At 62.8% G+C, this 13,633-nt stretch carries 10 protein-coding genes; 7 read left to right on the top strand and 3 right to left on the bottom strand.

Going from position 1 to position 13,633, the window contains the following annotated elements; genetic code table 11:
* Positions 1-25 precede the first annotated feature (25 nt).
* Genes BV071_RS14100 through BV071_RS14090 form a run of 3 tightly spaced genes read left to right on the top strand, consistent with a single transcriptional unit; the run spans position 26 to position 5,145 of the window.
* Positions 26-1,078 (top strand): thrombospondin type 3 repeat-containing protein, encoded by a 1,053-nt coding sequence (locus BV071_RS14100; RefSeq protein WP_035608214.1) that lies wholly within the window; start codon positions 26-28, stop codon positions 1,076-1,078.
* 3 nt (positions 1,079-1,081) lie between these two features.
* Entirely contained in the window at positions 1,082-2,134 is a 1,053-nt protein-coding gene (locus BV071_RS14095) for a thrombospondin type 3 repeat-containing protein (RefSeq protein ID WP_035608213.1), read from the top strand.
* Complete coding sequence (locus BV071_RS14090) at positions 2,131-5,145, top strand: FAD-dependent oxidoreductase (RefSeq protein ID WP_052573348.1); 3,015 nt, start codon at positions 2,131-2,133, stop codon at positions 5,143-5,145. Before BV071_RS14095 ends, BV071_RS14090 begins: the two co-directional genes overlap by 4 nt.
* A gap of 3 nt (positions 5,146-5,148) precedes the next feature.
* Here the strand turns inward: BV071_RS14090 and BV071_RS14085 are convergent, their stop codons facing one another.
* The 3 genes from BV071_RS14085 to BV071_RS14075 all read right to left on the bottom strand — a co-directional run bounded on the left by BV071_RS14085 (position 5,149) and on the right by BV071_RS14075 (position 7,297).
* Positions 5,149-5,736, bottom strand: coding sequence for a L,D-transpeptidase family protein (locus BV071_RS14085; protein WP_052573347.1), 588 nt, complete (start codon positions 5,734-5,736; stop codon positions 5,149-5,151).
* A 135-nt stretch (positions 5,737-5,871) separates the two neighbouring features.
* Positions 5,872-6,516, bottom strand: coding sequence for a YceI family protein (locus BV071_RS14080; protein WP_035608210.1), 645 nt, complete (start codon positions 6,514-6,516; stop codon positions 5,872-5,874).
* A 64-nt stretch (positions 6,517-6,580) separates the two neighbouring features.
* Complete coding sequence (locus BV071_RS14075) at positions 6,581-7,297, bottom strand: pirin family protein (protein WP_265594430.1); 717 nt, start codon at positions 7,295-7,297, stop codon at positions 6,581-6,583.
* Positions 7,298-7,494: 197 nt separating this feature from the next.
* Here BV071_RS14075 and BV071_RS32960 point away from each other — a divergent pair, with 197 nt between their 5' ends.
* The 4 genes from BV071_RS32960 (at position 7,495) to BV071_RS14055 (ending at position 13,629) form a co-directional block, all read left to right on the top strand.
* Positions 7,495-8,397 carry a LysR family transcriptional regulator gene (locus BV071_RS32960; RefSeq protein ID WP_052573346.1) on the top strand — a complete coding sequence of 301 codons (903 nt, stop codon included), beginning with the start codon at positions 7,495-7,497 and terminating at the stop codon, positions 8,395-8,397.
* A gap of 138 nt (positions 8,398-8,535) precedes the next feature.
* Entirely contained in the window at positions 8,536-12,183 is a 3,648-nt protein-coding gene (locus tag BV071_RS14065) for a hypothetical protein (protein ID WP_265594429.1), read from the top strand.
* Between the two features lie 83 nt (positions 12,184-12,266).
* Positions 12,267-13,082, top strand: a complete 816-nt coding sequence (locus tag BV071_RS14060) for a hypothetical protein (protein WP_265594428.1) — start codon at positions 12,267-12,269, stop codon at positions 13,080-13,082.
* A gap of 82 nt (positions 13,083-13,164) precedes the next feature.
* Positions 13,165-13,629, top strand: a complete 465-nt coding sequence (locus BV071_RS14055) for an EVE domain-containing protein (protein WP_035608204.1) — start codon at positions 13,165-13,167, stop codon at positions 13,627-13,629.
* The last annotated feature ends 4 nt before the right edge of the window (positions 13,630-13,633 follow it).

Raw genomic sequence — 13,633 nt, 5'->3', positions numbered from 1 at the left:
TCATTTCCCGATTTTCGAACCCAAGATGAAAGTTCCAACGCCCCTTCTATCCCTCTGCCTCGCACTTGCGGGCGACTGCGCCTCCGCGGTGCAAATCGCCTATGAGCCCTTCGCCTACACCGCAGCCGCCCCGGTCACCGATCTGGAAGGCGGCAGTGGCTGGGACTTCGCCTGGACCCAGGATGGCGAGTCCTGCGTGACCGCTGCGGATGGCATGAGCTATACCGATGCCAGCGGCAGCGTGCTCAGTGTCTCTGGGCTCGCGGCGGAAACCACCGGCAGCGCCACGACCCGCAGTTTCCGCAGTGTTGGTGGCGGCGTGGGCCTGAATGACGTGTGGATCTCCTTCCTCTACCGCCTGCCCGCCACGAACAACAAGTTCGAGGGCGTGAGCTTCTACCGTGGCGCCACCGCGCTGTTCACGGTCAGCAAGCCCAGCGTGAATGCCTCCGCCAACATTTTCCTCGGCACCGGATCATCGGGGGGCGTGAATAGCCTCAAGGGCGTCTTTGGCACGACGCATCTGGTGGTCCTGCATCTGGAGGATGGAGCCGGCAGCGGTGGGGCTGACAAGGTCAGCATGTACATCGACCCTCTGCTCACGGGCAATCCATCGATTCCGGATGCCATCACCCAGGGCGCTAACCTCGACTTCACCTCGGTCCGCATCGCCGGCCAGGATGGAGCCACGCTCTTGGTCGATGAGCTGCGGATCGGGGAGTCCTTCGCGGATGTCACACCGCACGTGGCGGCGGGCGCTGCCGACAGTGATGGCGACGGCTTGAGCGATGCCCAGGAAGCCCTGCTAGGGCTCGATCCGCAGGTTTCGAACACCGCCCTGATCGCCGCCATCAAGGCCCACCCCGACTACTTCGATCTCTACACTTCCGCCGGCATCCTCGCGCAGACCGAGGGTGGGGTGGTCCTGCAAAAGTCCGGGAATAATCCGGTGAGCCTCACCTTCGAGATCCAGCAGAGCACGAACCTCGTGAGCTGGCCGGTGCTCGAGACCGTCACCCGCCCGGTGAGCTTGCCCTCGGACAAGAGCTTCCTTCGCGTAACGCTCCAGAATCCCTGAGCCATGAAACTTCCTCCGATTTTTCTAATAGCCGGCCTCGCGCTTCTTCCCGGGATTCTCTCCGCGGAGCTCATCTCCTACGATGGCTTTGACTACCCGGCCGGCGATCTGGTGGGCAGCGGTGGCAGCGGCTGGGTCGCTCCATGGGATGGCACGAATCCCGTGATCGTCCGCACGCCGGGCCTGACTTACAAGGACGCCACCGGGAACCTGCTCACCGTTACCGGCTCCGCCTTGAACACCGCCGATGGCAGCGGCACCACCACCATCAGCGGCCGGGAGGTCACGGACCGCAATGCCGAGACTTGGGTCTCGATGTTGCTCCAACCGCAGACTGCTTCCTCCGCCTTCCTCGGCATTTCCTTCTATCAGAACGACCTGACCCAGGCGAACGCGCGCTTCGCGATCGAGAACAACGGCAACAAGGATCTCCGCCTGACCCGGCGCGTCACCCCGCAGGTGAATAGCGGCGTCTTCGGTTCTACCCTCGGCACCACCGTATTCGCGGTGCTGCATCTGGTTCCCGGAGGTGGCAACGATGTCGCCACGCCTGACCGGATCGATGTCTTCTTCAATCCCGGCTTGGCGGTAGAGCCCGCGACTGCAAACGGCTCGATCAATATCAACGGCCTGCAATACGACCGAGTGCGTGTCGCGGGTGCGAACGGCAACTCAATCCTGGTGGATGAGATTCGCATCGGCACGACCTATGCCGATGTGACGCCGTTCACGCCACCGGTCGATCCGGATACCGATAACGACGGCATCACCGATTCCCGCGAGATCCGACTGGGTCTCGATCCCTTGGTGCCGGATACCGCTTTCATTGCAGCGGTGAAGGCAAATCCCGGGCTCTTCAACCTGCATTCGCGCGTCGAGATTGTTGACCGCAAGATCCGTGGGCCCATTCTCAGTGTGTTCTCGGCGGGTTCGGTCGATTACGGTTTTGAGATCAGAAAGCGCAACGGCGACGTGATCGACTCGGTATCCAATCCGCTGCTCTCTCCTGTGCCCGCGCCTAAGAAGTTCCTGCGCCTTTACCTCAACACGCCTTGAATCCCCGTTTCCTCCTCCTCGCTGCAGCTCTTGCCGCTCCCGCGTCCGCCGCGCCTGTTTCTTATGACATCGTCGTCTATGGCGGCACCTCCGGCGGGATCGCCGCGGCGGTGCAGGCTGCCCGTTCCGGCAAGAGCGTGGTGCTGGTCTCGCCCACCGCGCACCTCGGCGGGCTGACCACCAGCGGACTCGGCTGGACCGATCTTGGCAAGAGCTCGATCCTCGGCGGGATCAGCCGCGAGTTCTACCATCGGGCATACCTGTATTACCAGCAGGGCTCGGCATGGAGCTGGCAGACTCGCGCCAGCTTCGGGAATTCCGGGCAAGGTGGGCCGGCCTTCAACGACACGCTTGAGATCGCCTCGGTCTTCGAGCCGAAGGTGGCGGAGTCGGTTTTCAACCAACTCCTCACCGAGCAGAACGTCACCGTCACCACCGGCCGGCTCGATCTAACAGCCGCCGGTGTGACCATGGCTTCCGGCAAGATCGATCACATCCGCCTCGAGGACGGTCGCGAGTTCGCAGGCAAGATGTTCATCGATGCCAGCTATGAAGGCGATCTCCTGCCGGGGGCCGGGGTGAGCTTCACGGTCGGCCGCGAGGCCAACGCGACTTACGGCGAAACGGTGAATGGCATTCAGGCCGCCGGGGCGACCAAGAACCAGCTTCGCGATGGCGTGGATCCCTATGTCACCGCTGGCGCTGCCGCCAGCGGCCTGCTGCCCGGAGTGGAGGCAGGCCCAGGTGGTGCGGATGGCGCTGCCGATGCCCGGCTCCAGGCCTATTGCTTCCGGATGGTGCTCACCGACGTGGCTGCGAACCGCGTCGCGGTGGCCCAGCCGCCGGGCTACAACGAGGCCGACTACGAACTGCTCTTCCGCTCCATCACCGCGGGCCAGACTTCGGGCTTCTTCAAGCTCGACCTGATGCCGAACCGCAAGACGGACTCCAACAATACGGGCGGCATTTCGACCGACTTTATCGGCAAGAATTACGGCCCCGGCTGGGACTGGACCACGCTGAACCATGATCAGCGCCAGGCCCTCGCCAAGCAGCATGAAAACTGGCAGCGCGGAATGCTCTGGACCCTGCAGAACAGTCCGCGTGTGCCGCTGGCCATCCGCACCAGCTACTCGAAGTGGGGCCTGCCGGCCGACGAGTTTGCCGACAATGGCAACTGGCCTTGGCAGCTCTACGTCCGCGAGGCGCGGCGCATGGTTTCCGACTACGTGATGACCCAGAAGCACTGCACCGGCGAGGTCGTCGCGGCGGATTCGGTGGGCCTCGCCGCCTACTCGATGGATTCCCACCACGTGCAGCGCCACGTGAAGAACGGCATGGTCAAGAACGAGGGTGATATCCAGCTCTCCGTGCCAAATCCCTATCCGGTCTCCTATCGCGCCATGGTTCCGAAGGCGGGACAATGCTCGAACCTTCTCGTGCCATGGAGCATCTCCGCCACGCACATGGCCTTCGGGTCGATCCGCATGGAACCGGTGTTCATGGCGCTGTCGCAGTCCTCCGCGATCGCCGCCAGTCTGGCGATCGACCAGAACCTGGCGGTGCAGAACGTGCCTTACGCCCAGCTGCGGCCCTTGCTGCTGGCAGCCGGCCAGGCCTTGGGCGATGCCGTGGTCGGGCAGCCGACCTCCGTGGTGGACAACAACGACACCGCGCTGGTGAATGTCACCGGTGCCTGGATTTCCGGCAATGCCACCGCGGGCTTCGTCGGGACCGACTACCTGCACGACAACAATGCGGGTCAAGGCACCAAGCAGGTCTTCTATCACCTTCCGGCCGGATTCAGCGGCTTCCAACGGGTGTCGCTGCGCTGGACCGCACACACGAACCGGGCCTCCAACGTGGCCATTGAAGTCCGCCACCGCGGTGGCATCTCGAATCTGACCGTGGACCAGCGCTCCAATGGCGGGAAGTGGAACCTACTAGGGTTATACGACTTCAGTGGCGCGGCAAGCGAAGGCGTGGTGGTGAAGAATGCCGGTGCCAATGGCTACGTCATCGCGGATGCGGTGGGCTTCTCGCCAGTCGATCCTTACGAGGACTCGGACAACGACGGCATGAGCGATGTCCGCGAGCTCACCCTGGGCCTCGATCCCTACGTCTCCAACGAATCCTTCATCGCCGCGGTCAAGGAGCACCCGGGCTACTTCGATCTCTACACCAGCGGCGACATCCTCGAGCTGCGGATGCCGAAGCCGGATCTGGTCCGCAGCGGCGCGGATGCCTTCCGGCTCGACTTCTCCATCCGGCAGGCGGAGGGAGGAGCCCCTTGGGCCAGCTTCCAGTTGCCCGTGGTGAAGGACTCGCCGCAGAAGTTCTTCCGCATCGGCCTGGATGCAGCGCCCTCCGCTCTGGTGGCAGCCCTTGCCTCAGGCTCGCCCCGCAAGGTCGTCGTTTACGGCACCAGTCTGACCGCCAGCGGCGCATGGGTCGGGCAGATGTCCTCATGGCTCGGCGCGAAGTATCCGGGCCTCCTCACCGTCATCAACAGCGGCCTGAGCGGCAAGAACTCCGCCGAGGGCGTGGCCCAGCTCAGCACCAAGGTCCTGGCCCACCACCCTGACACCGTCTTCATCGAATTCGCGATGAACGATGCCTTCCTCTACAGCGATGGCACCCCGAGCCTCTCCGTATCCGAGGCCCGCGCGAACCTCAATACGATGATCGATGCGATCAAGGCCCAGAACCCGGCTGCCGAGATCATCTTGCAGACCATGAACACGGTCTGGAATTCACCCTCTGGCAGCAACGCCTCCGCGAGCCTCCGTCCCAATCTCGCGGCCTACTACCAGATGTACCGCGAGGTTGCCGCACAGCGCAACCTGCTGTTGATCGACCACCACCCGAATTGGGCGGCCTTGCAGCAGGAAGATCTTGCCAGCTTCCAAGCCTACGTGCCGGACGGGGTTCATCCGGTCGCGCAGGGCCTCGGCAAGGTCGCCCTGCCCTTGCTGCAATGGAAGCTCTCCGGTGGCCGGCCGCTGCCGTGACCCTCAATTCTCGATCGTCACCGGCGTCCCGACTTCCACCGCTTCGAACAGCGTCGGCGCAAATTCCTTCGGCAAGCGGATGCAGCCATGCGAGGCCGTCTCACCGGGCCGCGGGATCACTCCCGCGTGCATCCCGATCCCGCCGCCGGTGATCCGCATCCAGAAGGGCATCGGGGCCGGCACGTAGCGCTCACCGGCAGGCACCTTGGTCCCCGGGGTGGCGTCACCGTTCGTCACATTGCCCCACTCATCCTCAATCCAGCCGTAGCGGTTCGAGTGCTTGTCCTCGATTTTCTCGGTGATGCGATAGCTCCCGGAAGGCGTCCCGTGGCCTTCCTTGCCCGTTGCCACGTAGGACCAGCCGACCACCCGGTCGCCGCGGCGGTAGGTTGCACGTTGCTCGGTTAGATCAATGTTGATCTTCAATTTGCCCGGCCCGTAGTCGTCGTGCCACTCGTACAACACATACTCCGCCTTCTGGGGGTGGAGCGGCTTGTTGATGACGTTAACGGGACCGCAAGCCGCCAAAACCAAGCAGGAAGAGGCGGCGAGATAGCGGAGCGGGACGAGGGAAAAAGGTGGTAACACCATGGGACCGTGGGACTCGGGGAGAATTGTTAGCACGGATCGCGCCGTTAGCAAAGCCCTTCGATAAACCGAAGCATCCCGCCACGAAAAAGCGGCCGGGGGTAGCCCCCGGCCGCCTGTCACATTCTTTCCGGAAGATCAGGTGCCCGATGCACCCGCCGCGCCCGGCTTCGCTTCCAAGTCGAGGCGGATCACCACCTCGTCCCGGATCAGGTCGTCCGCCTTGCCAGCATAGACGATCCCGAAGTCCTTGCGGTTGATGTTGAAGGTCGACTTGATCTTCACGTTGTCGCCATTCTTGGTGACCTCGGCGGGGAAGCTGATGTTTTTCTCCACCCCGTGCAGCTTGAAGTTGCCGGAGACCGTGTAGGAAGTCGGCGAGTTTTCCTTCAGCTCGGTCACGTCGAAGGTCGTCTGCGGATACTTCTCCACGTCGAAGAAATCGGGCGATTTCAGGTGGGCGGTCAGCTTCTCCTGGTCCTTCGCGTAGGTGGAGCTCATCTCAATCGTGACCTTGTGGTCGTTGCCGACCGGCTTGCCGTCCTTCACGTTGAAGTAGCCGCTGAAGGCCTTGAAGCCGCCGTCATGGGATCCGGTGACCTTCGAGCCCGTGAACTCGATCTTCGATTCCGGAGTGAAGACGTACTTCGTGCCGCCGGCGCTGTCCGTCGTCTTGTCGACGGATTGCTTCACTTCGGCTTTCGTCGTCTTGTCGGCCGGGTTTTCGCAGGAGGCGAAGGCGAGCACTGCTGCGGCGGCAGGGAGGGCGAGGTAGTGTTTCATCGTTGTGTTTGTCTATTAGGTTAAGATTTTGGGCTGTGACCCGGAGTTGGAACTTGGGACCTCTTCAGGCGAGGTCAAACAGAAGGGCTTCCACCGCTTCGTCACCCGCGGTGAGGGTGAATTCACCGGCGCGCTCACTGGAGACGGCATCCCCCGGAGATATTCCCTCGCCGTTGAAATTCGCCTTGCCGTGGATCAGGTGCAGCCAGAGGCCGCGGCCCGGGGCCAGGGTGTGGGCGCTGCTTTCACCGGGCTGGAGCTTGAGGCGCCAGATGGCGGCGTCTTGGGAAATCGTGGCGGAGCCTTCGCGGCCGTCGTCCGAGATCACCAGCACCTTGGAGGCATTCTCCTGTTCCGGCGTGTGGGTCCATTCGCTGTAGCGGGGCTTCAGGCCACGCTTGTCCGGGATGATCCAGATCTGGAGCAGGTGAGCCTTTTCGGTGGATGATGGGTTGAACTCGGAGTGGGTCACGCCCGAACCCGCGCTCATCACCTGAATCTGGCCCGGTGAGATGACGGCCGAGTTGCCCATGCTGTCCTTGTGGGCGAGTTGCCCTTCCAGCAGGTAGGAGAAGATCTCCATGTCGCGGTGCGGGTGCGTCGGGAAGCCGCCGCCAGGTGCGACCACGTCATCGTTGATCACCCGCAGCGAGCGGAAACCCATGTGCGCAGGGTCATAGTAGTCGGCAAAGGAGAAGGTGAAGCGGCTGTCGAGCCAGCCATGATTCACGTGGCCACGCTCGTCGGAGCGGCGGATGGTCAGGTCGGTGTTCGTTTTCACGTCCCCATCCTGCCACGATTCGGGCGCTTGCCTAATGCCGCTTCGGTAGGCTGAGCATGCAGGTGGGTCATCGGCGGTCGTCCTCGGCAGCCCTCTTGACCTCGGGTCATCTCCTTCAAGCGTCAGCCAAGCTCTCTTCAAAAACACTTCGTTTGATGATTGGAAGATTGGTGATTGGTGATTTCTTCCTCCCCTGCATGGAACTCCGCCAATTGCAGCTCTTCCTCGCCGCCGCAGAAGAGGGCAGCATCACTGCGGCCGCCAAGCGCATGCACCTGACCCAGCCGGCGCTGAGCCGCCAGATCAAGTCGCTGGAAGAAGAGCTCGGCGTCGAACTCTTCACCCGTGGTGCCCATTCCGTCAACCTGACCCCGGCCGGCGAGACTCTGTTAGACGAGGGCCGCAAGCTGCTGGAGCGCGCCGAGCGCGTGGTGAAGCAAGTCCGCGCCACTGCGGATGGCGAGCCCTTGCGGATCGGCTATGCTCCCTCGCTGGCGGGCCCCTTGCTCGGCCTGGCCTTGGAGCGCTTTTCCCAGATTCACCCTCGCGTCCGCGTCCAACTTTCCGATTGCTCCAGCGCGGAGATGCGCGACGGCTTGACCCAAGGGAAGCTCGATGTGGTGGTCACGGTGCCTTGGGACGGCGATAGCCAGAGCGTCCGCTGGACCACCATCCGCCGCCACCGGATGGGTCTCGCCATCCCGGAGAATCATCCCCTGGCGGCCAAGAAAAAGATTCCGATAGCCAGCTTGGACGGGCAGAAGCTGCTGCTCTATTCCCGCAACGACTACCCGGAATATTGGCAGGCGGTGACCCGCCTCTTCCGCGAGAACGGCCTGCAGGCCAAGGTCGCGGGAGAGTTCGATGGTATTTCCAGTCTCGGCGCAGCGGTGGCCGCCGGTCTCGGTGTGGCCTTTGTCGCGGTCGGCGCTCGCCTCGACCGGGCCGTTACCAGGCCGCTTTCGCCCGAGCCTGACCCGGTGTGCGTGGCCGCAGGCGTCTCCTTGACCCGACCGGTGACTCCCGTTCAGGAAGTATTCATCGCCGAGCTCAAGGGCGTCGCAGCGGAGGAAGAAAGGTCCTCCGGCGCTTCGTTGTAACCCGCTTCGCGGCTTGCGCGGACTACCTGTGCCGGGCATAAATGATGCTGTGGAACCGGTCGCGATCTTACAAATCGCAGCGCAGCGCGGTTAATTTCCCGCTCGCGGAACCAAAGAACACGATGTAATTACTTTCCCGTGACTGGACCCATCCAGCCAGTGAAGTCCCCCCGTGACTCCCCCGATGGATTCGCGCTGGTGGCCTGCATTTTCATGATGGTGCTCCTCATGATCCTGGCTTTAGGGCTTACGGGGCTCTCCACCATTGAGTTACGTAAGACTGGCCGCGATCAGTATGTGGCCGCGGCGCGGGCAAATGCCCGGTTGGCGCTGCTCTCGGCGATCGGCCAGCTTCAGAAAAATGCCGGACCGGACCAACGCGTCACCGCCACTTCGGAGATGCTCGACCAGCCGAGCAGCGGCCAGAAGCACTGGACCGGGGTCTGGAGGGCGACCCGGAAGGACGGCACTCCCTATTTGGTTCGCGACGACCTGAACGGGGGCCTGCGCGATACCCGCTTGGAGGGTGGAACCTCGCGGAGTGACCAAGCGATGGAGTGGCTCGTCAGCGGTGAGAAATTGCCGGGTGACTCGAGCATCGAAAATCCCGTGACCATGGTCGGCGGAGGCACCACCGGCGACAAGGTCAAGAAGGCGGTGGAGGTGCCGAAGGTGGCTGTGAACCCGGGCTCGGGTAGCATCCCCGGTCACATGGCCTGGTGGACCGGTGACCTTGGGGTGCGCGCCAATATTTCGACCAGTGATCCGCGCTCGGACCGCAAGGCGGACGTCTCGTCACCCACGGATGGCGGCCTTTACCGCGTGATGGCCTCGCAAGCGGCGGATCTCGCGATCATGAGCGATGCCACCACTCTGGAGAAGGGTGAGGAAGATCGCTTGGTCAGCGGCGGGACCGCAGGGCTGACCCATCTCGGCGCGGACTGGGTCAAGGGCCACGCCTTCGACTATACGGTGCAATCTTCAGGCGTACTCAGCGATGTGGTGGGCGGCGGTCTCAAGCGCGATCTGACCGCCTATCTGGAGAGTCAGGGGACGGCCGAGCCCAGTGGTAACGGGGTCAGTCTGAGCGACGACGATTCATTGGTTGGGGTGGAAGCGGATCAGTTGAAGACCACGGTTTCCACCCGCCATGCGATGGCGGGTCCCCGCTTCGGCCTCTTGCGCGATTGGGCCCAGTCGGCAGTGGTACTGCAAAATCCTGACGTGGAAGCGAAGGTCCCGGATCTTGATGGGTCGCAGGCTGGAGCCAGCCGCACCTTGGCACTTTCCAATGAGAATGCGGTGAAGCTCGCGGGCAACCACCATGCTGCACTCGGTCCGGTGTTGGTGGAGGCAGTGAACTACCAGCAGATGGCCAACTACGTGGATCGGACCCAGGTGATGGGCGGAACCACGGCGCCTTCCAAAATCTTCCAGTTCCGGACCTTCATGTATCCGCGGGTCACGCTCTGGAACCCCTACAATTTCGAGCTCCGCTCAGACCGGATGATGGTGATGATCCAAGGCAACGGCCGCGCCGAGCTATGGACCCGCAACGTCGACGTCAACAAGTCGCCGCAGTTCCGCGACACCACCGCGTGGCTGATGTTCGAAGGCGGCCGCGACATGAACTTCGATGGCGGTAGCCGGAGTTCCACCGGCTACAATGATCCCTACATGGGATCCTATTACTTCGTGGTTCCATCGACGACCTTCAAGCCCGGTGAATGCCTCGTCTTCAGCCCGTCCAAGACCGCGGAGTACGACGGTCGCAGCGTCTATCGTCCAGGTCCGTACAATCTCAATTCGAACGAGCTGAGCTGCACGGTCCCGCCGGACCCGGCCCGCAGCTATTACATCTCGGGCAGCGATATCGATGGTGGGGTGCCCTACCAGATGGTGCAGTTCTGGTACTCGCCGGGGGACTGGTTCAGTGGTGTCACCAACCAAGCGGATGACACTCGCGTGATCGCCAAGCGCGTGCCATCTGCCAGCCAGACGGTGAGCTTTGAGGACTTTGATGCCTTGCCGCAGCTCTCCGTGCTCTCGGCCTCTCTTCAATACGGTGCCGGACGTGAGCCGCGGATCGCTTGGTCCACCTACAACAAGATGCCGATGCAGTTGGTCGATAAGGCCAACCCCAAGCCGACGATCGTGCCGGACGTGAGGACGCGTGAGGGCATCCGTCTGCGCTGGTTCCGCGAGCACAAGTCCAACATTGCCGGGTCCGGCCCCTTGTCCAACACCAGCCACTTCGAGGAAGCCCTGCTCGCCAACTGGAATCCCCGCGCTTCCTACGTGATGCGTTCGCCGTGGGAGAATCTGGCTGGCACGCTGCCGAGTTCGGGTACGAACCCTGCCAGCGGCCCGTGGTTCTTCGGGGCCTACACCCGCGACCTGTATGACCAGGCGGTGACTTGGGGTGATCAGCAGCCGGTGCAACGCAACGGCCGCTATCACGGCAATCCCTTCGGCACGCCGCAGGAGGGTATGGAGCGCATGGTCATGTTCGACCTGCCGCACAAGGAAACGGGGATCCTGTCGCTGGCCCAGTTCCAGCATGCGAAGATCTCCGAGCTGATCTGGCATCCCTCTTTTGTGATTGGCAACTCCTTGGCGGATCCCCGCCTGGGACTCGGCAACGACCGGGGCCTGAACCGTACGGCGGCGGTGGGGAATCCCTCGGTGTCGGCCAATGTCGGTGGCTTCCAGGAGACCGAACTGGGTTGGTCCAGTGACTCGCAGCGCTCGCAGTCGAAGGGCATCTGGGCCTCGAATGCACGGGCGATGCTCAACGGCGTGCCGAACACGGACAACATGGTCTACGACATTTCCTTCGAGGCCAACCGCACGCTCTTCGACCGCTATTTCCTGTCCACCGGCTCCGCTACGGAGAAGGCTGCTTTCCTGAAGGATCCGGAGGACGCACCGCTACCGAATGCGCGCATGCGCCTGGCACCAGCCACCCAGCAGACTGCGACTGCCGATGCACTCGATGACTTCCGCAAGGCGGCCTATCACCTGATGGTGGATGGAGCCTTCAACGTGAATTCGACCAGTGTGGAAGCGTGGAAGGCTTTGCTATCTTCCTCACGCCGCGCGAGCTTCTCCCAGTCGGGCGATGCCGCATTTCCGCACATGCTCAATCCTCCGGGCGGAGAGTGGAAGTCCGGTAGCTCCGCCGATAGTGATGCCGCTTGGTCAGGCTACCGTTCGCTGACCGAAGGTCAGATCGACGCCTTGGCGCGTGCGATCGTGGAGGAGGTGAAACTCCGCGGGCCCTTCATGTCCATGGCGGACTTCGTGAACCGCCGTCTGGCCGAGGACTCCACGGGGCGCATGGGGCCGCTACAAGCTGCGATCGAGCGCGCCGGGCTGAACCAGGACTTCGTGAATACCTATCCGCTGGATAACTCGAAGTCGCTTCCGGATTACAAGCATCCCGACAACATCCGTGATGCCACGGCCTTGGAGCAGACGCTCAAGCCGGCATCCAAGGCATGGGGAGCCTCCTCCTACCTGACGCAGGCGGATGTGTTGCAAGTCATCGGGCCGGTGCTTTCGGCCCGCTCGGACTCCTTCGTGGTCCGAGCCTACGGCGATGCCGTGGATGAGCATGGCAGGCTCCAAGCCCGTTCTTGGTGCGAAGCAGTGGTGCAACGCACCCCCGAGCCCTTGGCTCCCGACGCCAGCGGCATGGATTGCGCCAATCCCAATCAGCCGGGCGATTTTGGACGCCGCTTCGTGATCACCGCCTTCCGCTGGCTCGATCCGGAGGAGATCTAAATCTCATCTCTTTCGCGCACCGGAGTTGCGGTGCCTTTAGTCGCGGTTTTGCCGTGTCCCGCTGCTTGCGTCTCCCTACGTCCATGCCAGCTTTAGCCATGCCGATGCCCTTGTGCTTGTTTCTAGCGTTCTTCTTGAGCGCCGCGATGCCGGTGCTCGGGCAGGCCCCGGAAAAAAAGGAGGATGAGCCGAAGAAAGCCGACCGTCATGTCCGCTTCCTGCCCGTCGGCGACCTGCCGCCCTTCCGGCAAGAGATCCGCAATGGCATCGCGTATGAGCTGGAACCACCGGCGGGAAGCATCCCGCCGCGCGAGGTAGTCCTCGGCAGCGGGGATGACAGCAAGCTGTCTGCACCCTTGTTGCTCGGACAAGTCACGGAACCTTTCAAGGTGCCTGCCGGCAAGGGTCCCCTGACCGTTCGTCGCAAGGGCGACGATGAGAAAAGCGTACCCTGGCTGCAGCTTGATCGACCCGAGGAAGGCGATTTCATCGTGCTGCTGTGGCGTGATCCGGTGGAGAAGAGCTGGGCGGCCACGCGCTCGCTGGTGCTACCGGAAGATCTGGAATCCGCACCGCCAGGCACCGTCCGCTTCATCAATATTTCGCCCGTGACCGTGGGCGTGGTCTTCGGCGCGGAGAAGCTGGAATTGCTGGCCGGCAAGAGCTTCCGGCGCAAGCTGGAGATCGGCAAGGACACGCCTTTTGAACTCGGGGCCAATGCGGTCGCCGGCGGGCTGAAGCGCTTCTACTCCGGCAGCCTGTTCCAAAATGACAGCGAGCGCTCGGTCGCGATCATCTACCGGGCGGATGGCGTCGATCCACGCTTGCCCCTGAAAGCGATCGTGCTGCGCGAGCCGGTGGAATTGCCGGCGAAAAAAGACAAGAAGGCGCCGAAGTAGCTCTGGCGCGGACAAAAAATGTCCGCGTTCCTTGTTTCCCCCTTGCTTGCCTCCGCGGCAGGGGTCGTTAGGCTCCAGCCCCATGCGCTATTGGCTGATCAAATCGGAGCCCGATGTCTTCTCGATCGACGACCTGAAGAAGGTGAAGCGCGAGCCGTGGAGCGGGGTGCGCAATTATCAGGCCCGCAATTCGATGCGCGATGACATGAAGGCCGGCGACTTGGCCTTGTTCTACCATTCAAGCGTGGTGCCGCCTGGCGTCGCCGGAGTCGCGCGGGTCGTCGGTGAGCCCTATCCGGACCCCACCCAGTTCGACTCCAAGTCGGAGTACTTCGATGCCACCTCGCCGAAGGACAACCCGCGCTGGATCTTGGTCGATTTCGAATTCGTCGCGAAGTTTGATGAACTGGTGACCCTGCAGAAGCTCAAGGAGGAAGCTGCCTTGGATGGTATGGTGGTCCTGCAAAAGGGCACGCGGCTCTCGGTTACCCCGGTGGATGCGAAGCACTTCAAGCACGTCTGCAAGCTCGCCGGCTGGAAGCCCTGACCCG

It is taken from the genome of Haloferula sp. BvORR071 (genome assembly GCF_000739615.1).
Lineage (GTDB): Bacteria > Verrucomicrobiota > Verrucomicrobiia > Verrucomicrobiales > Akkermansiaceae > Haloferula.
Note: the sequence above shows the minus strand (reverse complement) of the source record. Positions and strands in the feature narration are given on the sequence as shown.